The organism is Enterococcus sp. DIV1537a (assembly GCF_051712085.1).
GTDB lineage: Bacteria > Bacillota > Bacilli > Lactobacillales > Enterococcaceae > Enterococcus > Enterococcus faecalis.
Genome location: NZ_JBIOOE010000001.1, coordinates 1797146 through 1820821, shown reverse-complemented (window position 1 = coordinate 1820821; position 23676 = coordinate 1797146). Strand labels below are relative to the sequence as shown.

Here is a 23676-nt window from a genome sequence, read left to right as displayed (position 1 = left end):
AAAAAAATAGTATAATGAAAAGCACTGAAAAGTTACGACCTTCAAATCGTGGATGATTTCAGAATCTAATTGAAATGATGGTGATAAAATGGCAGATAACAGCAAAACGCGTGTCGTGGTAGGCATGAGTGGCGGTGTCGATTCATCTGTCACAGCGTTGCTTTTAAAAGAGCAAGGCTATGATGTAATTGGGATCTTTATGAAAAATTGGGACGATACAGACGAAAATGGTGTCTGTACCGCAACTGAGGACTATAAAGATGTCGCAAAAGTAGCGGATCAAATTGGGATTCCGTATTATTCGGTCAATTTTGAAAAAGAATATTGGGACCGTGTGTTTGAATATTTTTTAGCAGAATATCGGTTAGGACGGACACCAAATCCAGATGTCATGTGTAATAAAGAAATTAAATTTAAAGCATTCCTAGATTATGCTATGCAACTAGGCGCTGACTATGTTGCAACTGGCCATTATGCACAAGTAGAAACGGATGAAAATGGCGTAGTGCATATGTTACGTGGAATTGACAATAATAAAGACCAAACCTATTTTTTAAGCCAATTATCACAAGCCCAATTGGCAAAAACAATGTTTCCGTTGGGTGGCATGGAAAAGTCAGAAGTTCGTGCAATTGCTGAACGTGCTGGATTAGCCACAGCCAAGAAAAAAGACTCAACGGGCGTTTGTTTTATTGGTGAAAAGAATTTCAAAGAATTTTTGAGTAATTATTTACCAGCTAAAAAAGGCAACATGGTGACAGAAGATGGCGAAATCAAAGGACAACATGATGGTCTGATGTATTATACTATCGGTCAACGCCAAGGCTTAGGAATTGGTGGCGGCGGTAAAACACAAGAACCATGGTTTGTGATTGGGAAAGATTTAACTACCAATACATTATATGTAGGACAAGGTTTTCACCATGAAAAACTATATGCAACACATTTAGAAGCTAGTGAGGTTCATTTTACTGTTGATACACCAATGCCAAAAGAGTTTGACTGTACGGCTAAATTCCGTTATCGTCAAGCAGATATCCCAGTGCATGTTTCCTTATCTGAAGATGGCACAAAAGCAACCGTTACGTTTAAGGAACCAGCCCGCGCAGTCACTCCAGGTCAAGCTGTTGTTTTTTATGATGGAATGGAATGCTTAGGGGGCGGCTTAATTGATCGCGCCTACCAAGATGAAAAAGAACTACAATACGTCTAAAAAGTTTCACGAGTTGTGAAACAAAAAGGATGAAGTTAACCAAAAGAAAAGCGGATATGCTGGTCGTAAAACCAGTAAATATCCGCTTTTCTTTTTTGTTTTATATGCCTATTTTTTTTTAAAATAAGAAAAAGAGAAAAATTAAAAATTCAAATTGTGGATAACTTTTCTGTGTATAACTTAGTCATCATTTTTCTCTTTTTTTTAATTCGGCGGTGCTTCGACGAACCCATAGAAGGTTAAGGAGAACCAGACAAGAAGTGGAAATAAAGACCCCACGATAACCGAAAGCAGCAGATACGCTTGAACCAATCATAGGACCAATCACATTTCCTGTCGCTTGGAAAGATTGATTGTAACTGAAAATACGACCTGCAGCGTCACTTGGGGAATAACGAGTGATCAATGTTTGAACAGCTGGTAGTAAACAGGCATCGGAAATCCCAACTAAGAAACGAAGCATAGCAAGCTGCCAGACATTTTGAACAAAGGCCATTGGTAGGTAAACGAAAATGGCTAAAATTAAGCCAATTGTCAAGATGCGTTCACTGCCAATACGATCGCCTAACCGGCCGAAACGAGGGGCGGCTATTAACGTTGCAATCCCTGGAATAGAAGCAATGACTCCGCTAATTAAGGTGACATTTCCGTGACCACCCAACAATTGTTGAATATATAAACTGATGATGGGACTAATTGAATTATTGGAAGCTTGAATGATTAATGTCGTAATAAACATTCCAAGAATCACGTGGGGATGTTCTAGTTTTTTTAAAATTTGTTTCCCAGATGCGGCTTGATTTTTTTCAATTGGCACAAACTCTTCATGGACAAAGACGAGACTCAAAACAAAAACGAGTAATAAAATCGTACCAGTAATGAAAAAGGTTGGCCGATAACCGAAAATAGACGCAGTGACACCGCCCAAAAGAGGACCAAGCAACGTGCCGGTAACAGAACCAGTGGCTAAAGTACCAAGCACTTGACCGCTTTTTTCCTTAGGTGTGCCTGTAGCAACTAACGCAGTCGCATTACTGATATAACCAGAAAAAACACCTTGTAATAAGCGCAAGCCAATCAATTGATAAACACTTGTGACTGCGCCCATTAAACTAATGACGATAGCCATCCCTAATGAAGCACGTAATAACATTAACTTGCGTCCTTTTCGGTCGGCTAAACGGCCCCACCAAGGAGAAACAATGGTCGTGACTAAAAAAGTGGAGGAGAACGTGATTCCGCTCCAAAAATTCAATTGTTGGTGGGTAAAAGTACCTAATGTGTTGATATAAAGAGGCATGAATGGCATCACTAAGCTAAAGCCAATACCAGCCATAAATGTGCCAAACCATAAAACAAGCAGATTTTTTTCCCAAGGTTGTCTTGGACGGAAAATTTTACTTTTAATTAATTCATACATTCTATTTCCTCACTTTCTAGTAAAGAAATTCAAATTTGGCTTTGGCGAGTCGTTGATCATTCAATGCTTGATGCAATTCATTCGCAAAAAAGCCTTCTTTTAAATTTAGTGGATTTTTTGTAGCGTACACATATAACGTATAGGTGTGCACACCAGAGCGAGGACTTAACCCCAGATAACGTTCGGTTAACTCAGGTAACGTTGCAGTGGCAAGCGCAGGAATCATCTGTTTCCCAAAAGGAGAAGCAAGACTATTTTTTCCTTGAATGGTTGGCTTGAGTGCTGTTCGACTAAAGTCTTCAGGAATCTCATTGGTTACAGGAACATTGGCAGCTAACCAATGAATAAAAGGGAAACCAATTAGAGGAATCGTGTCATAATCAATTAATTCCCAGGATAAATAACGGGCTTCTTTAGGAATGTCCGCTAAAGAAATAGGAAAAGATAAAATAGGACGTTCGTGTAATAAAAATTCTGCACTGGTTCGTTTGCCATAACGATCGGCCAAATGAGAACGGTTGGTAATATGCATGCCAAACAGCCTTCTTTCAAAAATAATGTTTACAAATTATTATTATAAACTATAATTTATAGTTTAAAAAGAGTCAATAGATATGATAAACTAATAATTGTCCAAAATTTAAGAATTGGAGGCGTCAGAAAGATGGCAAAAAAACGGAATTTAACGAAAGCCAAAATCCTTGAAAGTGCCCGCAACCTAGCGGAAGAATTGGGCGTTCAACAATTAACCTTTCAAAATTTAGCCGTTGATTTAGGCATCAAGTATCCTTCACTCTATAATCACTTTAAAAATATTGCTGAAGTAAAAAATGCTCTAGTGGACTTGTTAATTCAAGAATTAAATGATGCATTGCGAAGAGCCTTAGTGGGTAAGAGTGGAGCAGAAGCAATTCGGATATATGCTGAAACGTATCAACAATTTGCTTTTGAAAATTCTGCAGTCTATGAATTACTTATCAGTGTGCCGAAAACACAAAACCAACAATTAATTGAAGGCATCCATGAAACCAATCAAATTATCTTACAACTTTTAGCTTTTTATCCATTTAATAATGAAGAACGACTGCATAAAAGTCGAGAACTACGTAGCTTAATCCATGGTTATATTACCTTACGTTTTTTAGGTTATTTTCAACGCGAAGAAGCCACGCCGGAAGAAAGTTATCGTCGCATGATTGAAGATTTTATTGCTTCTTTAGAAGTGGCAGGATAAAATAAATTTCAAAAATTTCTCAGTCCGAAACCAAATCCTTGCAACTTTTTCAGAAAGTGACTATGATACCTACAGTAGCAAAAAAAGGAGCGGTTCAATGTATCAAGTAATTACAATGTATGGAGACAATGAACCTTGGTGGTTTTTTGATGATTGGCAAGAGGACATTGTTCAAGAAAAAACCTTCGATAACTTGACCGATGCAGAGACATATTATGTGGAAGTTTGGCAAAAACTTTCTCAGAATTATACATACGTCAACACAAAGCCTAACTATTTAACGGCTTTCTGGAATGATGGGGAAGAACGCTGGTGTGAAGAATGCGATGAAGATTTACAACAATACTTCGGTTTAGCATTACTAGAAAATCATCATGCGGTTACTTTTGAAAATAAAGCTGAGTTTACCACAATATCCAATCATTTTGGCAAAACAAAATTCTGCAAACGGAAAGTTATTTGAAACGCATGAGTTTAAAGAAAAACCTCAGGGAATTTTCTTTAAACTCTTTTTCTATTCTCGGAATTTAGAGAAAATCGAGCTAATATTTGGTATAATACGAAAAGATAGCACTCAAAAAGGAGCGAAACTAGTGGTTGCAAAACAATTAATTATTGCTGAAAAACCTAGCGTAGCAAAAGATTTAAGCCGCGTTTTAGGAGCAAATCAAAAAAATAAGAATTATTATGAAGGACCCAACGTGATTGTCACCTGGGCTTTAGGCCATCTCTTAGGACTAAAAATGCCAGAAGATTTAAACAAAGAATGGCAAACGTGGCAAATGGAAACTTTACCGATGATTCCTAAGAATTTAGGGATTAAACCGTTACCGAAAACGGGACATCAATTAAAAGCGATTAAACAATTAGCCAATCGTAAAGATGTTTCTGAAGCCGTGATTGCCACCGATGCTGGTCGTGAAGGTGAATTAGTGGCCCGCTGGATTTTAGAATATGTCCGTTTTAACAAACCAGTCAAACGCTTATGGATTTCATCTCAAACAGACAAAGCCATTAAAGACGGGTTTAAGAAAATTCGCCCAGCGAAAGACTACGATAATTTGTATTACTCTGCCTTGGCGCGCGCAAAAGCTGACTGGTTAGTGGGTCTAAACGTCACAAGGGCCTTGACAGTGAAATATCAAGATAACTTATCCGCAGGTCGTGTTCAAACACCAACTTTAGCAATGGTACGCCAACAAGAAAAAACGATTGAACAATTTAAGCCTCAAACTTATTTTACTATCTCGTTATCTGTTGAATCAGAAAAAGCAAAGATGACCCAAAAAAATCCATACGCTTTAAAAGAACGGCAGGAAGCAGAACAATTAGTCAAAGAACTCTCAAAACAAAAGGGCTTAGTTACCGATATCCAAGAAAAAGTTAAAACAGAAAACGCGTCGTTACCATATGATCTAACCGAAATCCAGCGTGAAGCCAACCAGCGATTCCAATTTTCTGCAAAGAAAACGTTGTCTCTTGTACAAAGTTTATACGAAACCCATAAAATTGTTTCCTATCCTCGAACTGACAGCAAATATCTAACAACGGATATGAAAGGAACGATGAAAGAACGACTTCAAGCCATTGCTGATTTTTCACCAGAAGTGAAAGGCTACCTTAAAAATGGGGCCGTTGTTAAACAACAAAAAGTTTTCCAAAATGCAAAAGTCACAGATCACCATGGGTTGATTCCAACTGAACAACGTCCTCGTTATGAAAAGCTAAGTAATGATGAACAAAAAATCTATCAAATGATTGTTCAACGATTCTTAGGTTTGTTTGCTGAGCCAAATCAAACCAAACAAACAAAAGTTACAGTCGCTTTTGGAAAAGAAACATTTGTCTTTCATCAAAATAAAGTAGTTGTTGTTGGCTGGAAAACAACAGCCGAACAGCCGCTATCCACTGTCCAATGGCAAAAAGGCATGACCGTTGCGCCAAACTTTACCATTAACAAAGAATTAACGTCGCCGCCAAAACCATTAACCGAAGGAACGTTGTTAGGAAAAATGGAGAAACACAGTTTAGGCACACCGGCAACGCGAGCTGAAATTATTGAAAAACTGATTAAATCAGAATTGATGGAACGAACCAATAGCGGTTTAAGTGTCTCTGCCAAAGGAAAGCAACTATTAGACTTGGTGAATCCATCACTTGTGACACCTGAACTAACGGAAAAATGGGAAAAGTCGCTCGAAGCAATCGCTTCGGGTCAACAAAAGAGTCAACTTTTCTTAAAGGATATTGAAGAGGATACGAAAAAATTAGTCCGTGAAATTAAACAAAGCAAGAAAAAATATCAAGATTTTTCCATTACGCACAAAAAATGTCCGGATTGTGGCTCAAACTTACGGGAAAAAAATACGAAAGATGGGAAGATTTACGTTTGTACAAACCAAGAATGTTCTTATCGTCGGCGAAAAGATCCTAAAGTATCCAATCACCGTTGCCCACAATGCCATAAAAAAATGGTCATCATAGAAGGAAAAAATGGTCGTTCTTTCAAATGTAAATTCTGTTCGATTACTGAAAAAATTCCCGATAAAAAAGAACGAAAACAAAAAATGACTAAACATGAAGAACGTCGTTTGATGAAAAAATATTCACAACCAGACGAACCAGAAGAAAGTGCTTTAGCACAGGCCTTAAAAGCCGCTATGAACCAAGAGTAGCGATTTGACGAATGTTGGCTCTAAATAATCAAGTCATCCTTGTTGGTCTTTAGTAAACTTTCAAATAGAAAGAGAGGGACACGGATGCTCGCAAATTTGAATCAAGCAATGGATTATATTGAAGAACATTTAACGGAAGAAGTATCCTTCGATGAATTGGCGAAAAAGACAGGGATTTCTGTTTACCATTTTAAACGAACTTTTTCGTTTATTTCGGGGATGAGTCTGGCTGAGTATATTAAAAAGAGACGTTTGGCGGAAGCAAATTTAGCATTACTTGCTGGTGAAAAAGTGACAGATGTAGCTTTTAAATATGGTTATCAAAGTATTGAAGGATTCTCAAGAGCTTTTCGCGATTGGTCAGGACAAGCCCCTTCTGAAGTAATGAAAACACAAATCCAAAAAACGTTCCCTAAATTCTCTTTCTATATTGATATTAAAGGAGGACAATCAATGGATGTTAAATTGATTGAAAAACCAGCGTTTCAAATAGTCGGAGTTAGTCAGAAGGTTCCTTTGCAGTATCAAGGGGAAAATCAAGCAATCATGGAATTGGCACAGCGCATTACACCACAACAACGAGCGGAAATGCATACATTTGATGACATATATCCTCATCAAGTAGTAAATGCTTCTTTTGACTTTCAAGAGGGACGAACAACAGAAGGTGGAGAAATGACACACATGATTGGCTTTGCCACTTTGCAAGAAAATACCTATGAAGATTTGGAGCAACTAAGCGTACCTGCTCATACATGGGCGGTTTTTCCAAATGAAGGTCCTTTCCCACAAACTTTACAAGAAACCTGGGCAAGGATATTCTCTGAATGGTTGCCTTCATCTGGTTACCAAGTCGTTGCAGCACCAGAAATTTCGTTTACGCAATATCAAGGACCAGCAGAAGCTAAGTACAGTGAAATCTGGCTCGCTGTTACAGCTACTAAATAAAGAAAACCCACCATTGAAAAATGGTGGGTTTTTCCGCCAAGAAGGAAAAAGTTTGGTATAATAAACGTGAAGAAAAAAATCAGACCTTCTAAACTGAAATCTAGCTATGGATAAGTGATGCGACTACGGAATCATGGAGAAAAAATAATTCTCCGAGGTTTTAGAGTCATGTTGTTTAGAATGGTACCAAAACTGGCGAAACAGGTGAACTGTCAATTGCAGAGTTTTAGAGCCATGTTGTTAAAAAACAAACTATCACCTCAAGCAATCCGTAATTTTCATCACAAGATTAGAATTTTTATCATCAAAGCCGAGCTACTTCAATTTTCGAAAACTAATCAAGTGATAAGTCAAAATGTTGATAGATTGAGATTAGTTCTTCCTTTTTTTAGGAAGGGCTTTTTTTATTGATAGAAGAAAGGGAAGAAATCTTGGTAGCACCTAAAAAAATTGTGAGAAATGCTTCTGTATTGTTTGGTTTCTGCCTCAGAAAGTTGTATACTTAGATTGGAATTATTCTATATTACATGCATTTTCACACTTTTTGGAAAAGTTCACTTGAATTTTCTTTTAGTTTCGTAGATAAAAGGAGTCATCGCTAATGGAAATGAACAATTCAGGTAAGCTTGTTTCTTTGTGTGGAGGCAAATCAGGGAGGAAATAATATGTTTGATATTGTAACATTGGCGAGAATCCAATTTGCGATGACAACAGTTTTCCACTTTTTCTTCGTACCGTTTTCAATAGGATTAGCACTTGTTGTAGCAATTATGGAAACAATGTACGTTGTGAAAAAAGAGGAACGTTATCGTAAAATGGCCAAGTTTTGGGGAAATATATTCCTATTAAGCTTCGCTGTTGGGGTTGTAACCGGGATTATTCAAGAATTTCAGTTTGGGATGAACTGGTCTGATTATTCTCGATTCGTCGGAGATATTTTTGGGGCACCGTTGGCGGTAGAAGCGCTCTTAGCTTTCTTCTTAGAGTCAACATTCTTAGGTTTATGGATCTTTACTTGGGATAAAATGAATCCAAAAGTTCACGTAACCTTTATCTGGTTAGTCGTATTCGGTTCAATGATGTCTGCTTTCTGGATTTTAGTTGCCAATAGTTTTATGCAACATCCAGTAGGTTATGTCATCAATAATGGCCGTGCTGAAATGGTGGACTTTGTAGCTGTCATCAGCAATCCAAAAGTTTGGTATGAATTTTCACACGTTATCATGGGCGCCTTTACATTGGGCGGCATGGCAGTAGCTGGTATGGCTGCTTTCCAATTGTTGAAAAAACGGGATATTTCATTCCACAAAGCGTCTATGCGCATTGGCTTATGGGTTACTTTGTTCGGTTCAATCGGCGTTTTATTAGCTGGCGACTTGCAAATGAAAGCTCTAATTGAAGGACAACCAATGAAATTTGCGGCGATGGAAGGGGCCTATGAAGACTCTGATGATCCTGCTGCTTGGACATTGATTGCTTGGGCAGATGAACGGGAACATAAACAAGTTTTTGGTATCGATATTCCGTATATGCTAAGTATTTTATCGTATAACAAATTATCAGGTTCGGTTGATGGAATGGATACAGTCAACAAGCGCTTGGTAGAAAAATATGGGGATGATAAAAATTATTATCCACCAGTTAACACTTTATTCTGGAGCTTCCGTATCATGGCTGGTTTTGGTGCCTTAATGTTATTGGTTGCTGCCTTAGGACTATTCTTTACAAGGAAGAAAAAACCATCTCTGTACGAGAAGAAATGGATGCTGTGGATTGTTGCTTTATGTACGTTCGCACCATTTCTTGCGAATACAACAGGTTGGTTAGTCACTGAATTAGGTCGTTATCCGTGGACTGTCTATGGATTATTTACGATTGAACAAAGTGTTTCACCAAATGTATCGGTTGCTTCATTAATTACGTCAAATGTCATTTATTTCTTATTATTTGCTGGTTTAGGTAGTGTCATGGTTTACTTGGTCATTTTAGAATTACGTAAAGGACCAGACTATGAAGCGAAAAAATTAGCGAAAGAAAATGAACCAGCGTTGGATCCATTTGATAAGGGGGTATTTGGCGAATGAGTACACTACAATTATTATGGTTTGTCCTTATCGGCGTCTTGTTCTCAGGTTTCTTCTTCTTAGAAGGATTTGACTTTGGTGTTGGAATGGCCGTTCAAACGTTGGCACACAATGACGACGAAAAAGATCAAGTCGTTGCAACAATTGGACCTGTCTGGGACGGAAACGAAGTTTGGCTATTAACAGCGGGCGGCGCAATGTTTGCCTCTTTCCCATATTGGTATGCTTCATTATTTAGTGGCTACTATTTAATTCTATTTACGATTTTATTTGGCTTAATTATTCGCGGAGTTTCCTTTGAATTCCGCCACAACATGCCGGAAGGTAAACGTCGTCGGATGTGGAACTGGACGCTATCAATTGGTAGTTTCCTTGTACCGTTCTTCTTTGGTATTTTGTTTATCAGCTTAGTCCAAGGAATGCCTTTAGATGCAAACGGCAATATGCATGCGCAATTTACGGATTATTTTAATCTGTTTTCAATTGTTGGTGGAGTAGCCTTAACATTACTTTGCTACTTACACGGCATGAACTATATTGCTTTAAAAACAGAAGGCCCAATTCGCGAACGTGCTCGAAATTATGCAGAAATCTTATACGGCGTTTTATATGTCGGTTTAGTTGTTTTTGCAGTGTTGATGTACTTCAAAACGGACTTTTATGAAAAGAACTTTGCGGTCACTTTAATTTTAACGTTAGCAATTGTGGTCTTAACGGTCATTGCCAATGTTGGGGTGTTTAAACGCAAAGAGATGTTAGCTTTTCTAGCGAGTGGTTTAACATTAGTTGTACTAGTTGCTCTCTTGTTCAGTGGCTTGTTCCCACGTGTTATGATTGGTAGTGAAGGTTTTGATTTGTTGATTAAAGATGCAACAAGCACACCATATACACTAAAAATTATGACGTGGATTTCTTTAAGCATTTTACCATTCGTGTTAGCTTATACTGCTTGGTCCTATTATATTTTCAGAAAACGTATTTCACAGACAGCCGTACCAGAGGGGTATTAAATCTATGATTGATAAAGACATCTTACAGATGCCTAAAATCAAAAAAATTCTTGTCTTGCTTGCAGGTTTTTCTTTCCTGCAAGCAGTCTTTATAATTGGGCAAGCTTTTTTTCTTTCAAAAGCCATTGTCGGCCTTTGGAGTGGCGGGCATCTTAACCAACAACTACAGAGTATTTTACTCTTTTTTATTTTTTATCTTGGTCGACATGTTATTACGTATTTTCGTGAGAGAATGCTCGATACATTTAGTTATGAACGCTCGAAAGAATTACGCGAACAATTATTAACTAAAATTTTCCGTTTGGGGCCAAATGTTGTTCAAAAAAATGGGACTGGAAATATGGTTACCATGGCTTTGGAAGGCATCAGTCAAACCGAAAATTATTTACAATTGATTTTGACAAAAATGATGAATATGATGATTATTCCTTGGATTATTTTGGCCTTTGTTTTTACACAAGATATTCGTTCAGGCGTAACATTGCTGATTGTTTTTCCGATTATTATTATTTTTATGATTGTGTTAGGTTATGCAGCACAAAGTAAAGCGGACAAGCAATATGCGGCGTTTCAAATGCTTTCCAATCATTTTATTGATTCCTTACGAGGAATTGACACGCTGAAACTGTTTGGGTTGAGTAAAAAATATGCTGGGAGTATTTACCATACAAGTGAACGATTCAGAAAAGCGACCATGAGTACGTTGAAAATTGCTATTTTATCAACCTTTGCGTTAGACTTTTTTACGACATTATCGGTAGCTGTTGTGGCAGTTTTCCTTGGATTAAGTTTATTAAACGGCACGATTTTATTATTTCCTGCCTTGGTTACTTTAATTTTAGCACCTGAGTTCTTTTTACCGATTCGTGATTTTTCAAGTGATTATCACGCAACCTTAGATGGAAAAAACTCTTTTCAAGCGATCCAAGCGGTATTAGCATTGCCAGAAGCAGAACAGACCGATGTGCTCACGTTAGATGATTGGCATCAAGAAAGTCAGTTGTCAGTCACAGCGTTAAATTTTTCCTATGAAGATGCAACGCAAGAAGCGATTCAATCGTTGCAATTCTCTGTTGATGGTCGTAAAAAGATTGGAATTATTGGGGCGAGTGGTTCTGGTAAGTCAACGTTAATTAATTTATTAAGTGGCTTTTTATTACCAACAGAAGAAACGAGTCAATTGGCGATAAATGGCCAAACGATTCCACATTTTTTACAAAAAGACTGGCAAAAACAAATCCTTTATATTCCGCAAGCACCATATATTTTCCAAGATACTTTGGCAAACAATATTCGCTTTTATACACCTGAAGCAACAGATGAGGCGATTCAGCAAGCGATTCAGTTAGTTGGCTTAGACGAGCTGGTTAAAGATCTTCCCGAAGGAATTCATACCTTGATTGGGGAAAGTGGTCGAATGTTAAGTGGAGGACAAGCGCAACGAGTAGCGTTGGCCCGCGCCTTTGTCGATCAAAAACGCCACGTCTTGCTGTTTGATGAGCCGACAGCGCATTTGGATATTGAAACAGAAGTTGAAATGAAAGAGCGCATGTTGCCATTAATGAACAATCATCTTGTCTTCTTTGCGACACATCGTCTGCATTGGATGGAAGAAATGGATTACATTTTAGTGATGGAAAAAGGTCAATTAGTGGAACAAGGAACGCTAGCAGAGTTGATTGAAAAAGATGGCTACTATGTTCAATTAATGAATCAAATGAGAGGAGGACGCCAATGATGGAAAAACAGCCGACAACGAAAGACGTTTGGAAAAACGATCAATGGGTTCGTCCTTTCTTAAAACGCTATAAAAAAACCTTGTATTTTGCCTTACTTTTAGGCTTCTTGACGTTCTTTAGTGCAGGGGCATTAATGTTTACGTCTGGTTACTTAATCAGTCGTGCGGCTTCCTTGCCAGAGAATATTTTATTAATTTATATTCCCATTGTTTTAACAAGAGCATTTGGGATTGGCCGTCCTGTTTTTCGTTATGTGGAACGTCTAACGAGTCATAACTGGGTGTTAAAAATGACCTCTGATCTGCGCTTGAAACTTTATAATGTGCTAGAAAAAGATGCGATTTTCTTTAAGACAAAATATCGCACTGGGGATATCTTAGGCTTGCTTTCGGAGGATATTAATCATATCCAAAACTTATATTTACGAACGATTTTCCCAACCGTTATTGCTTGGATTTTGTATATCTTTTTAGTGATTGCGTTAGGTTTCTTTTCTTGGTGGTTTGCTTTATGCATGTTACTGATGTTAGGAGTGGTTGTTTTTCTATTACCACTTGTTTCAGTTCTAGTGAATGGTGCGCGTCAAGAAAAACATAAATATGCCAAAAATGAGTTATATCAAACACTAACCGACAATATTCTAGGTGTGTCTGATTGGGTATTTAGTCAACGAGGCTCTGAATTCGTTGCTCGTTATGAAACAGATGAAGCAAACGTTCGTGTATTAGATGAAAAAATGAAGCAATTTAACCGTGGCCGAGACTTTGTTTTACAACTTCTGTTCGGTGTGATTGCGATTGCTGTCTTAGCTTGGACTAGTGTGCGGTTTCCAGGTAATCATGGGGGCGCAGCCAATTGGATTGGTGCCTTTGTTTTAACCGTTTTTCCGTTAATTGATGCTTTTGCTCCGCTACCTGCTGCAGCACAGGAAACAACGATTTATAAGGATTCCATTCGTCGTTTTAATGAGCTTCCTGAAGGGGAAGACGACTCAACAGAAACGCCTGTTCAGCCAAATGGCACCAGTTTATCGATAGAACATTTGTCTTTTGCATATGAAAATCAAGAGAAAAAGGTATTAAATGACTTATCGTTAACAATTCCTGAAAAACAAAAATTAGCGATTTTAGGGCGCAGTGGTTCCGGAAAGAGTACGTTGGCTTCGCTCATTCGTGGTGATTTACGGCCTACTTCGGGAGAAATCCTTTTAGGAAACATCCCAACTGAGGCATTTGGTGAGACGATGACTGAATATATTGGGGTTATGCACCAAGCACCGTACCTATTTCGAACAACCATTTTAAATAATATTCGGATTGGTAGAGAAGAAGCAAGCGAAGCAGAAGTTTGGGCGGTTTTAGAAAAAGTTGGCTTAAAAGAAATGGTTACCCAATTACCAGAAGGTTTACAAACAATGGTGGATGAAGCAGGTTTGCGTTTTTCTGGTGGCGAACGACATCGCTTGGCGCTAGCGCGGATTCTTTTGCAAGATACACCGATTGTGTTATTAGACGAACCAACTACTGGTTTAGATCCAATTACAGAACAGCAATTGCTGGAAACCTTTTTTGAGGCATTAAAAGATAAAACCGTCATCTGGATTACCCACCATTTGCAAGGCGTAACTTTGATGGATCAAGTGATCTTTATTGAAGATGGCCAATTAGAGATGAGTGGTACGCCAGAAGAATTACTTGCAACCAATGCGCATTATCAGAAACTTTACCGAATTGATCGTGGCATTAGTTCTTTCGAGGAATAAAAAAACGACTGGTTGTTGATTAAAGCAAACAATCAGTCGTTTTTCTATTTCAATTAATGGCAATTCTTCCATAAAACGTTTAAAATGAACGATGTAATAAGAGCTCAGTTAAGGAAAGTAAGGTTTCTTTTGCTGTGCCATCAGGCAATTGTTGAATATCAGTGATTGCTTTGTTGGTTACTTTTTTAGCAAAAGCTTGTGCTTCTGTAACGCCATGATAGTCGTTGACTAGCGCCGCAACTTCAGCTGCCTCTTCTAAGGTAATGGCGCGTCCTTTATCCAAATAAGGGCTGAATACGTCAGGTGCTGCTTGATAAGCGAAGAGAAGGGGTAACGTATAAACACCTTGTGACAAGTCTTCTAAAGCGGGCTTTTTCAAAGTTTCCGTGTCGGCAGTATAATCTAAAATATCGTCATAGACTTGAAAAGCAATGCCAATATGACGGCCAATTCGTTTAGCTAAACGTTGGACTTCTTTTGAACTATGACCGAAATAGGCCCCTTCAAGACAGCTTAGTGAAAAAAGTTCGGCTGTTTTGCCGTTGACACTTCTTAAATAAGCAGGAATCGACATGCGGCGGTCAAATCGATGACTCATTTGATCGAGTTCACCAAGTAATAACCGTTTCATTCCTTGTGCATTGATTTTCATAAATTCAGAGCCATTCATGGCATCTGCAATCAAAGTAAAGAATTCAGTGAATAGTAAATCACCTGTGTAAACAGCCACGTCTTTACCATATTGTGATTGAATAGTCACAGCGCCTCGGCGCAATGGAGAATCGTCAATAATGTCATCGTGAATCAACGTAGCCATATGTAGGATTTCCAAAGATGCAGCTATTTTTATTAGTTGTTGTTTCTCTTGTTTTTCTTCATCACCCAGTTGAGCAAAAAGAAAGAAAAAAGCGGGGCGTAATAATTTGCCGCCAGAACGAGCCAAAGATACTAAGGCTTCTTCAATGTCTTCGTTGCGTGTATGCAACGTTTGTTCAATTAATTCACATGTTTCCGTTAAAGAACGTTCAACGTCAGGAAACGACTTCCAAAATGTGTTCATAAATATACTACGATCCTTTCAGTGGTTCAATACTATTTGATTGTATACGAATTGGCGACAGAAATACAGTAATTAAGTTTTAAAAGTAACAAAGTTTGTAAAAAAGTAGCGGAGGGATAGTTTGAATCGAGAAATATTTTTTGAATTAGTAGAATTAAAAGCAAAAACAGCTAGTGTTTTGCCATTTTTGTTAGGAATTTGTTTTAGTTGGTACCAATATGGGCGGCTCCATGTCGGCTATGTTTTAATTTTTTTCATTGCGATGTTTATTTTCAATATGGCGGTCGATATTTTAGATAATTATAATGATTACCATCATGCCACAGAAGTTCATGATTATAAGGAAAAAACGAATATTATCGGTCGAGAAAATTTATCTTTGCCATTAATACGCAAAATGATTTTTTGGATGATTCTCGTTTCTGCTTTAATGGGGATTGGGTTGTCATTTATTGTCGGCTGGCCGTTATTAATTATGGGTCTTTATTGTTACTTAATTGGTATTTTTTATTCATCAGGACCGAAACCTTTGTCCAGTCTACCATTAGGGGAAGTTTTCTCAGGATTTACAATGGGGTTCATGATTACCCTTATTTGTGTCTACATTAATACGTTTGAAGTTTTCAATTGGTCAGCAGCTAATTTATGGGGGATTTTCTTAGTCGCCTTACCTAACACTTGTTACATTGCTAACTTAATGTTAGCAAATAATATCTGTGACTTAGAGGAAGATGAAAATAACAAGAGATATACATTAGTTCATTACCTTGGCAAAGCAAGTTCTTTGAAATTATTCGTCGGATTAAATACAATAGCAATGTTAGCCATTTTGTTAGCTGTCGGTTTAGGATTAACCCCGCCAACAATGTTACTCATGCTTTTAACTTTACCTTTTGTACGGAAACAAACCCAAGCCTTATTGAAGGAACAAGTGAAGAGTAAAACATTTGTTTGTGCTGTGAAGATCTTAGCTGTGGGAGCAACTGCACAAGTGCTATTTTTTGCCATAGGTTTGTGGTGGCTGTAAATTTTTTATAGAGTGGAAGGGAATCAAAATGAATAAGAAACATGTTGTTATTTTAGGTGCTGGTTACGCAGGCTTAAAAACATTACGCGAATTACAAAAAGGCGCCAAAGACGTCGAAATTACTTTAGTGGATCGTAATAACTATCACTACGAAGCAACGGACTTGCATGAAGTTGCTGCTGGAACACAACCAGCTGAAAAAATCACATACAATATTATGGATGTTGTCGATGAAAAAATGACCACCTTTATCCAAGGAACAGTTAAAACAATTGATGCCGCAACACAAACAGTTGCTTTAGAAGATGGCCAAACAATCAATTATGATTACTTAGTTGTTTCTCTTGGGTTTGAATCAGAATCATTTGGTATCCCTGGTGTGCAAGAACATGCTCTACAAATGGTAGATGTGAAAACGGCTTTAAACGTGTATGAACATATCCAAGAACAAATGCGTCAATACAAAGCAACTCAAAACGAAGAATTCTTAAAAATTGTTGTCTGCGGAGCAGGCTTTACAGGGATTGAATTATTAGGTTCTCTTGTTGAAAACAAACCAAAATTTGCTGAAATCGCAGGTGTCTCAGCAGATCAAATCCAAATTTATTGTGTCGAAGCAGTTACTCGCCTATTGCCGATGTTTAACGAAAAACTTGCGAACTATGGTGTGCAATTATTAAAAGATTCAGCTATTCATTTATTATTAGGTAAACCGATTAAAGAAATCAAACCAGGCGCAGTTGTTTATCAAGATAACGAAGCAGGCGACTTGGCAGAACTTTCTGCCAAAACAATTATTTGGACAACGGGTGTTAGTGGAAGCCACGTTGTAGGCGATTCTGGCTTTGAAGCTCGTCGTGGTCGTGTCATGGTTCAACCAGATTTAACAGATGCGAACCATAGCAACGTCTATATTATTGGTGACTGCTCAGCAGTGATGGATACAGAAACTAATCGACCTTACCCAACAACAGCACAAATCGCCTTGAAGATGGGCGCTCATGCTGCTAAAAATATTCAAGCACAATTGAAAGGGGAAGCAACTAAACCTTTCAGCTTTAAATCACAAGGTTCTGTTTGTTCTGTCGGAAATACACGTGCTTTAGGAATTGTTGGTAAAACAGACATTAAAGGATACCCAGCTTCATTCATGAAAAAAATTATCATGAACAAAGCGCTCTTTGAAACAGGTGGTACCAAAGAAATGATGGCTAAAGGTCGTTTCGACTTATACCATTAAGAATCAGCAAAATAAGAAATAATGAGGTCGGGACAGAACCGTTTAGCTCCGAGAAATAAGAAGAAATTTCCGAAAATTGCTCTTTAATTTTTGGAGAATTTCGGATTATTTCCGAAGGAGTTGGTTCTGTTCCCGCCGTTTATCAGTTTTTGAGCGTGGAGCAAAAATCCAAAGTGATTTTTGTCCCACGCTCATTTTTCTTAAATGAAAGTTTTTAAAAAATTTCCATGATTTTTTAAGTAAAATGAGGTGGGCACTTTTGTTCGATTCCATTTTTATGTATAATGAGAAGTGATGGAAAGAGGGAAGTTAAATGGCACAAAAAAGAGCAACAAATAAGAAAAAAAGTACGACAAAGAAAAAGACCAAAAAACAACAGCAACAACAAGAACGTTTAAATTATATGTTTCTTGGCCTGATATTTATTTTATTCGGTGTCTTTGGACTCTTTCGCTTAGGGTTTTTAGGCACGTTATTAGCAAATTGTTTACGCTTAGTTGTAGGTAATACCTTTCCATTTGCAGCGATTTTACTAATCCTGTATGGCTTATTAGTCATGATTTATGGGAAAGATTTTCCGTTAAAAAGAGGGCGCCCTATTTTTGGGGCTGTTCTGATTTATATTAGTGTTTTGTTATTTTTCCATGCCTTTATGTTTCGAAATGTTAGTGGCAGTCAACCAGATATTTTAGGTAACACTTGGGAATTTTTGCAAAGTGATTTAAAAGCCAACCAAGTGACGCAAAACGTAGGGGGTGGTATGATTGGCGCGCTGCTTTATCAAGGAACGTACTTTTTGGTGGCACAATTTGGCAGCTATTTAATTGCCACATTGCTACTGTTAGCGGGTATTTTCTTGATGAGTATGTGGGATTTTCAGCAAATTGTTGATCATTTCCAAAGTATTCAAGATCGCCTAAGTCATGTTTCGGCAAAATCACAGGCGCGACAAGAAGAAAAAGAGGCAAAGCGAGCAGCGAAGAAAGAAGCTAGGGCTGCAGAACGCCAAGCAAAAATTGAAGCCGCTGCCCAACAAAAATTACAAGAACGGGAACGTATGGAACAAGCGGCAGCCGAGCGCTTAACAAAAACACCAGTTGAAACCCACCAACCAATGGTGGAAGAACCGGCCGTACCAACGCCTGTTCAAATTGATTCGTTTCAACAGCAAAATCAGGCGATGCCTGTACCACCAATTGCAGCAACAAAACCGCAACGAGAGCAGGAAGAAGAAGCGGCAGATGAAGCTGGTGTTCTCGAATTTGAAATTTCTGAAGAAGCGGAAGACCGTGATTATCAACTACCACCAACTGATTTGTTAGATACAATTCAAGCAACGGATCAAAGTGGTGAATATGAAAAAATCGAAAAAAACATTGGCGTCTTAGAACAAACCTTCAAGAGTTTTGGTGTTGATGCTAAAGTAGTCAAAGCTAGTTTAGGACCATCTGTCACAAAATTTGAAGTTCAACCCGCTGTTGGGGTAAAAGTTAGCAAAATTGTTAACTTGACGGATGACATTGCTTTAGCGCTTGCGGCCAAAGATGTTCGTATGGAGGCCCCGATTCCTGGGAAATCACTAATCGGGATTGAAGTTCCTAATAGTGCAATTAGTACAGTATCCTTTAGAGATATTGTTGAGGCACAACCAAGTCATCCAGATAAACTATTAGAAGTACCTTTAGGTCGAGATATTTCAGGGATGGTTCAAACTGCGGATCTATCAAAAATGCCGCATTTATTAATTGCGGGATCGACAGGGAGTGGGAAATCGGTTGCTATCAATGGCATCATAACAGGTATTTTGATGCAAGCAAAACCCCATGAAGTAAAATTAATGATGATTGACCCGAAAATGGTGGAATTGAATGTGTATAACGGGATTCCTCATTTATTAACGCCAGTGGTTACTAATCCGAGAAAAGCGGCACAAGCCCTGCAAAAAGTAGTTCAAGAAATGGAATTTCGTTATGAAAAATTTGCAGCAACAGGCGTCCGAAATATCACTGGTTACAATCAACTAATTCAACAGAAAAATGCGGAAGATGGCGAAAATCGTCCGATTCTGCCATTTATTGTTGTCATTGTTGATGAGTTAGCTGATTTAATGATGGTGGCAAGTAACGAAGTAGAAGATGCGATTATCCGCTTAGCCCAAATGGCACGGGCAGCGGGCATTCATATGATTTTAGCGACACAACGGCCAAGTGTGGATGTCATTACAGGAATCATCAAAGCAAATGTCCCTTCTCGAATGGCTTTTGCAGTCTCAAGTGGGACAGACTCGCGTACCATTATTGATACCAACGGGGCGGAGAAACTATTAGGTCGAGGCGATATGCTCTTCTTACCAATGGGAGAAAATAAACCAATTCGTATCCAAGGGGCCTTTATCTCTGATCAAGAAGTCGAACGAGTGGTTGCGTTTGTAACGGACCAACAAGAAGCTGAATATCAAGAAAGCATGATGCCAACAGATGAACCGACCACTTCAGGCGGTGGCGAAGCTCCTCGAGATGAGTTGTTTGAAGAAGCGAAAAACTTGGTGGTTGAAATGCAAACAGCTAGTATTTCATTGCTACAAAGACGTTTTAGAATTGGCTATAATCGTGCGGCTCGCTTAGTAGATGAATTGGAAGCACACGGAGTTATTGGACCATCAGAAGGTAGCAAACCAAGAAAAGTCTTTCTACAAGCGGAATCAGAAGAGGCAGCACCTGAAACACCAGAACAATAAACAAAAAGAACAAAAATAGATAAATTTATCTATTTTTGTTCTTTTTTTATAATTTCAGCAAAGCATCATGTTATAATCATCATTTTCTGGTAAAATAGAAAGGAATAGTGCGGTTGGGAGGGAGCGTATCATGAGAAGAAAGAGCGTGCTTTATTTAGAAGTAGCAGATCAGATTAAAGAAGATATTTTGAGTGGCAAGTATCCAGTAGGAACGTTTTTACCAACAGAAACAGAATTGGAAGAGATGTTTAATGTTAGTAAAATTACGATTCGGCGGGCAATCGAAATGTTAGCAACAGAAGAATTTGTTGAGAAAAAAAGTGGCCGAGGCACAACTGTGTTAAGCAATCGTCCCTATAATAAACTATCAAAAGCAGGGACATTCACTGAATTTTTGAATGAATCAGGTCAGAAAGTAACCAAAAAAGTTTTACAAGTTGAAAACTTGACGTTGTCAAAAGAGATGCCGGCTTATCAATTTTTAGGAGAAGAAGTGGTTCACCTTTCACGGTTATATCTAATCGATGAACAACCCTATATTTATTTTAATTACTATTTGCCAGCTGCCATGAAAGACATATCATTGACTGAATACAAAGAAGAATCCTTGTATCGTTTGATGGATCGACATGCCATTGAAATTTATAAATTTGAAGACCGTTTTGAAGTTGCAACTTTGACAGAAGCAGAGCAAAAGATGTTGCAAACAACTGAAACAACGGGCTTAAAAAGAATTCGGCGTTCGTTAAGCCCAACAGGTCGTTGCGTAGAATATTCAGAAGCTATTTATAATACGAAGATTCATCCTTATGTGATTGAATATGAAGCATAACTTTTAAAAGAATAACAGTGCACTTACAGTAATGTAAGTTCATTGTTATTCTTTTCTATTGTCGTTTTTTTTCGTTTTCGATACACTAAATGAGTGAGAAGAATAGGAGTGGAAAATATGTTAGAAGTACAAAATTTGAAAAAAGTTTACGGAAACGAAATTAAATATGAAGCTTTAAAAGGGATTAATTTAACTGTCCAAGACGGTGAATTTATTGGTATTATGGGACCTTCTGGAAGTGGGAAAAGTACACTTTTAAATTTATTGGCAACAATCGATAGTCCAACAGACGGTGAAATACTTTTAAATGGAAAAAATCCAAACAATTTGAATCAAGAACAAATTGCTAAATTCCGTCGTACAGAATTAGGATTTGTTTTTCAAAGCTTTAATTTAATGCCAACATTAACTGTTGAAGAAAATATTATTTTACCATTGACACTTGATGGAGAAAAAGTCTCTGTAATGAAACGACAATTAGCAGAATTAAGTGAGCGTTTAGGTATCAATCATCTGTTGAAAAAACGAATTGCAGAAATTTCTGGTGGACAAGCACAACGGGTCGCCGTTGCTCGGGCAATGATTCATCATCCACAATTATTATTGGCTGATGAACCAACAGGAAACTTAGATACGAAATCATCTAAGGATGTGATGGGCTTGTTACAACAATTAAATGAAGAAGAAGCGGCGACTATTTTAATGGTGACCCATGATCCGCTAGCCGCAAGTTATTGCAAGCGCATCGTCTTTATTAAAGATGGTGAATTAATTGATGAAATTATCCAAAACGGCAACCAAAAAGAATTCTACGATTTAATCATGGTGAAACTGGCTGAGATTGAAGGTGTCGATAATGAATTTTAATCAGTTTGTTATAAGAAACACGATTCGAAATAAGCATTTATACTTGGCTTATTTCCTAAGTACAATGTTTTCTGTGATGATCTTTTTTACGTTCACTGGTTTTGTCTTTCACCCAGCCTTAGCTAATGGTTTAAATCCTAAAGCACAAATGGGAATGACGGCTGCGGCAATTATAATCTATGGTTTCTCTTTCTTATTTGTTTTATACTCGATGGATGTCTTTATCCAATCTCGAAAAAAAGAGTTTGGAACCTTGATGATTCAAGGGATGAGTCCAAAACAGTTAAAGAAAATGATTTTTATTGAAAACTTAGTGATTGGTTTCTTTGCTACAATTTTTGGTAGCATTTTAGGTGTTGGATTTTCACAGTTTATTTTATGGATTAGCAATTTATTGATGCATCTAGGTTTAGGTTTTTATTTGCCAGTGATGCCGTTTATCATTACTGTCATTTCATTTGCGGTCTTGTTCTTAGTAATTTCTTTCTTTATTCAATTCCGCTTGCCAAAAGCGACACTTCAAGAGCTATTAAAAGCAGGAGAAATGGGTAAAGGTGAAATCAAAAGCTCTAAAGTTAAATCTTTCTTAGCCGTGTTGCTTTTAGTTGTCGGTTACGGAATTGCTTTAGTTGCTAAGGGACAGTTAGTTTTAATGGTGATGTTCCCAGTAATTTTCTTAGTTATTTTAGGGACAAAATTCTTATTTGACCAATTGAGTGTTTCTGTCATTGAACGTTTAAAACGGAAACCAAAAATCTTTTGGAAAAAAACCAATATGGTCGTTTTATCAGATTTAGCATTCCGCATGAAAGATAATGCACGTTCGTTCTTCTTGGTTTCGGTGATATCAACGGTTGCTTTTGCTGCCATTGGAACGTTATACGGCGTGAATGAGATGATTTTTAAAGGAATAAGTTCTGTACCGTACGAACTGACATTGTCTGATTCGACCAACCCAGAAAATCAAGAAATGAAACAATTTGCGACAAAAACATTCCAAGAAAAAAATATTCAGTTTGATCAGATTGATTACACAATGTACAAAACAAGTGCCGGTATCCAATTAATCAAAACATCTGAATATAATAAACTCGCAAAATTTATAGATGAACCAACTTTAACAGGTGAGAAAGTAGTTAATTTATCACAAAAAGATGCTCCTTCTGCTGCATCAGTAGATGTCAAATCTGTTCAATTGGCAAATGATCAAGTTTTAAACATTGATAAAACAGAAGAAACCAATGTATTACCGACTTTTGGCGGTGTGGTTGTTATCCCAGATAGTACCTCAACAGATGGAATCAAAGCGGAAACAGAAACAATTTGGCAACCAAAAGAAGGCACAGATAAAGAAACCTTAATTGATGCTGAAAATATTATTGGTGAAAAATACCCAATGTTACTAGGAACCGCGGCTACAGTTGCAGGTATTACGCAATTTTATACGCCAGTTCTTTTTGTCGGACTATTTATCGGTATCGTGTTCTTTGTTTCGGCGGGTAGTTTCTTATACTTCCGTTTATATAGTGATATGAATACGGACGTTGAAAAATTCAAGATGATTTACAAACTTGGCTTGACGAAAAAAGAATTGAAGAAAATGATTTACCAACAAGTAGGTATTTTATTCTTTACACCGATTGTTGTTTCATTTATTCATGGAGCTGTTGCTTTGAAAGCAATGTATGCCGTGTTAGATCAGCCAATGCAATTAGCTGGCTGGCAAGTTTTAGGCGTTTTCTTATTGATTCAGGTCGTTTACTATTTAATTGCTAGAACGTTCTACTTCAAAAAAGTTTATCACTTAGTGAAAGATTAATTATAAAAA

18 protein-coding genes are annotated in these 23676 nt (G+C 37.6%); 15 read left to right on the top strand and 3 right to left on the bottom strand.

Going from position 1 to position 23676, the window contains the following annotated elements:
* Positions 1–88 precede the first annotated feature (88 nt).
* On the top strand, positions 89–1213 hold the full coding sequence (gene mnmA / locus IGJ41_RS09070; protein ID WP_002362075.1) for a tRNA 2-thiouridine(34) synthase MnmA: 1125 nt from the start codon (positions 89–91) through the stop codon (positions 1211–1213).
* A gap of 187 nt (positions 1214–1400) precedes the next feature.
* Here the strand turns inward: mnmA and IGJ41_RS09065 are convergent, their stop codons facing one another.
* Both IGJ41_RS09065 and IGJ41_RS09060 read right to left on the bottom strand, forming a co-directional pair.
* A complete protein-coding gene (locus tag IGJ41_RS09065; protein ID WP_002369152.1) occupies positions 1401–2633 on the bottom strand; it encodes a multidrug efflux MFS transporter in 1233 nt (410 codons plus the stop codon).
* Between the two features lie 16 nt (positions 2634–2649).
* A complete protein-coding gene (locus tag IGJ41_RS09060; protein ID WP_173961869.1) occupies positions 2650–3165 on the bottom strand; it encodes a YbhB/YbcL family Raf kinase inhibitor-like protein in 516 nt (171 codons plus the stop codon).
* A gap of 132 nt (positions 3166–3297) precedes the next feature.
* Here IGJ41_RS09060 and IGJ41_RS09055 point away from each other — a divergent pair, with 132 nt between their 5' ends.
* The 8 genes from IGJ41_RS09055 to cydC all read left to right on the top strand — a co-directional run bounded on the left by IGJ41_RS09055 (position 3298) and on the right by cydC (position 14085).
* Positions 3298–3867 (top strand): TetR/AcrR family transcriptional regulator, encoded by a 570-nt coding sequence (locus IGJ41_RS09055; protein WP_002356965.1) that lies wholly within the window; start codon positions 3298–3300, stop codon positions 3865–3867.
* Between the two features lie 97 nt (positions 3868–3964).
* Positions 3965–4330 carry a DUF1033 family protein gene (locus IGJ41_RS09050; RefSeq protein WP_002356966.1) on the top strand — a complete coding sequence of 122 codons (366 nt, stop codon included), beginning with the start codon at positions 3965–3967 and terminating at the stop codon, positions 4328–4330.
* A gap of 130 nt (positions 4331–4460) precedes the next feature.
* Entirely contained in the window at positions 4461–6542 is a 2082-nt protein-coding gene (locus IGJ41_RS09045; RefSeq protein ID WP_367885055.1) for a DNA topoisomerase III, read from the top strand.
* Positions 6543–6626: 84 nt separating this feature from the next.
* Positions 6627–7490 carry an AraC family transcriptional regulator gene (locus IGJ41_RS09040; RefSeq protein ID WP_202524627.1) on the top strand — a complete coding sequence of 288 codons (864 nt, stop codon included), beginning with the start codon at positions 6627–6629 and terminating at the stop codon, positions 7488–7490.
* A 665-nt stretch (positions 7491–8155) separates the two neighbouring features.
* Positions 8156–9574: a cytochrome ubiquinol oxidase subunit I gene (locus tag IGJ41_RS09035; RefSeq protein ID WP_002356974.1), complete on the top strand. Its 1419-nt coding sequence runs from the start codon at positions 8156–8158 to the stop codon at positions 9572–9574.
* Positions 9571–10584 carry a cytochrome d ubiquinol oxidase subunit II gene (cydB, locus tag IGJ41_RS09030; RefSeq protein WP_002356976.1) on the top strand — a complete coding sequence of 338 codons (1014 nt, stop codon included), beginning with the start codon at positions 9571–9573 and terminating at the stop codon, positions 10582–10584. Before IGJ41_RS09035 ends, cydB begins: the two co-directional genes overlap by 4 nt.
* A 4-nt stretch (positions 10585–10588) precedes the next feature.
* The gene (gene cydD / locus IGJ41_RS09025) at positions 10589–12322 is read left to right on the top strand and encodes a thiol reductant ABC exporter subunit CydD (protein ID WP_078127075.1); all 1734 of its coding nucleotides are present in this window, start codon (positions 10589–10591) and stop codon (positions 12320–12322) included.
* On the top strand, positions 12319–14085 hold the full coding sequence (gene cydC, locus IGJ41_RS09020; protein ID WP_078127074.1) for a thiol reductant ABC exporter subunit CydC: 1767 nt from the start codon (positions 12319–12321) through the stop codon (positions 14083–14085). The genes cydD and cydC overlap by 4 nt, the downstream gene beginning before the upstream one ends.
* A gap of 79 nt (positions 14086–14164) precedes the next feature.
* Here cydC and IGJ41_RS09015 read toward each other — a convergent pair whose 3' ends face one another.
* Entirely contained in the window at positions 14165–15145 is a 981-nt protein-coding gene (locus IGJ41_RS09015) for a polyprenyl synthetase family protein (protein WP_078127073.1), read from the bottom strand.
* Between the two features lie 121 nt (positions 15146–15266).
* On the opposite strand from IGJ41_RS09015, the gene IGJ41_RS09010 reads away from it, so the two are divergent.
* The 6 genes from IGJ41_RS09010 (at position 15267) to IGJ41_RS08985 (ending at position 23667) form a co-directional block, all read left to right on the top strand.
* Positions 15267–16172 carry a prenyltransferase gene (locus IGJ41_RS09010; RefSeq protein ID WP_002360016.1) on the top strand — a complete coding sequence of 302 codons (906 nt, stop codon included), beginning with the start codon at positions 15267–15269 and terminating at the stop codon, positions 16170–16172.
* Between the two features lie 28 nt (positions 16173–16200).
* Positions 16201–17412: an NAD(P)/FAD-dependent oxidoreductase gene (locus IGJ41_RS09005; protein WP_002360017.1), complete on the top strand. Its 1212-nt coding sequence runs from the start codon at positions 16201–16203 to the stop codon at positions 17410–17412.
* A 313-nt stretch (positions 17413–17725) separates the two neighbouring features.
* Positions 17726–20149, top strand: coding sequence for a DNA translocase FtsK (locus IGJ41_RS09000; protein WP_438714292.1), 2424 nt, complete (start codon positions 17726–17728; stop codon positions 20147–20149).
* A gap of 130 nt (positions 20150–20279) precedes the next feature.
* Positions 20280–20981 (top strand): GntR family transcriptional regulator, encoded by a 702-nt coding sequence (locus IGJ41_RS08995; protein ID WP_202524624.1) that lies wholly within the window; start codon positions 20280–20282, stop codon positions 20979–20981.
* A 117-nt stretch (positions 20982–21098) separates the two neighbouring features.
* Entirely contained in the window at positions 21099–21848 is a 750-nt protein-coding gene (locus IGJ41_RS08990; protein WP_002384339.1) for an ABC transporter ATP-binding protein, read from the top strand.
* Entirely contained in the window at positions 21838–23667 is a 1830-nt protein-coding gene (locus tag IGJ41_RS08985) for an ABC transporter permease (protein ID WP_002401809.1), read from the top strand. Before IGJ41_RS08990 ends, IGJ41_RS08985 begins: the two co-directional genes overlap by 11 nt.
* Positions 23668–23676 lie beyond the last annotated feature (9 nt).

Coding starts and splice junctions, on each gene's coding strand:
- IGJ41_RS09050 (WP_002356966.1), top strand. CDS start 3,965: ATGTATCAAGTAATTACAATGTATGGAGACAATGAACCTTGGTGGTTT.
- IGJ41_RS09035 (WP_002356974.1), top strand. CDS start 8,156: ATGTTTGATATTGTAACATTGGCGAGAATCCAATTTGCGATGACAACA.
- IGJ41_RS08985 (WP_002401809.1), top strand. CDS start 21,838: ATGAATTTTAATCAGTTTGTTATAAGAAACACGATTCGAAATAAGCAT.
- IGJ41_RS08995 (WP_202524624.1), top strand. CDS start 20,280: ATGAGAAGAAAGAGCGTGCTTTATTTAGAAGTAGCAGATCAGATTAAA.
- IGJ41_RS09040 (WP_202524627.1), top strand. CDS start 6,627: ATGCTCGCAAATTTGAATCAAGCAATGGATTATATTGAAGAACATTTA.
- IGJ41_RS08990 (WP_002384339.1), top strand. CDS start 21,099: ATGTTAGAAGTACAAAATTTGAAAAAAGTTTACGGAAACGAAATTAAA.
- cydC (WP_078127074.1), top strand. CDS start 12,319: ATGATGGAAAAACAGCCGACAACGAAAGACGTTTGGAAAAACGATCAA.
- IGJ41_RS09015 (WP_078127073.1), bottom strand. CDS start 15,145: ATGAACACATTTTGGAAGTCGTTTCCTGACGTTGAACGTTCTTTAACG.
- IGJ41_RS09065 (WP_002369152.1), bottom strand. CDS start 2,633: ATGTATGAATTAATTAAAAGTAAAATTTTCCGTCCAAGACAACCTTGG.
- cydD (WP_078127075.1), top strand. CDS start 10,589: ATGATTGATAAAGACATCTTACAGATGCCTAAAATCAAAAAAATTCTT.
- IGJ41_RS09060 (WP_173961869.1), bottom strand. CDS start 3,165: ATGCATATTACCAACCGTTCTCATTTGGCCGATCGTTATGGCAAACGA.
- mnmA (WP_002362075.1), top strand. CDS start 89: ATGGCAGATAACAGCAAAACGCGTGTCGTGGTAGGCATGAGTGGCGGT.
- IGJ41_RS09000 (WP_438714292.1), top strand. CDS start 17,726: ATGGCACAAAAAAGAGCAACAAATAAGAAAAAAAGTACGACAAAGAAA.
- IGJ41_RS09005 (WP_002360017.1), top strand. CDS start 16,201: ATGAATAAGAAACATGTTGTTATTTTAGGTGCTGGTTACGCAGGCTTA.
- cydB (WP_002356976.1), top strand. CDS start 9,571: ATGAGTACACTACAATTATTATGGTTTGTCCTTATCGGCGTCTTGTTC.
- IGJ41_RS09055 (WP_002356965.1), top strand. CDS start 3,298: ATGGCAAAAAAACGGAATTTAACGAAAGCCAAAATCCTTGAAAGTGCC.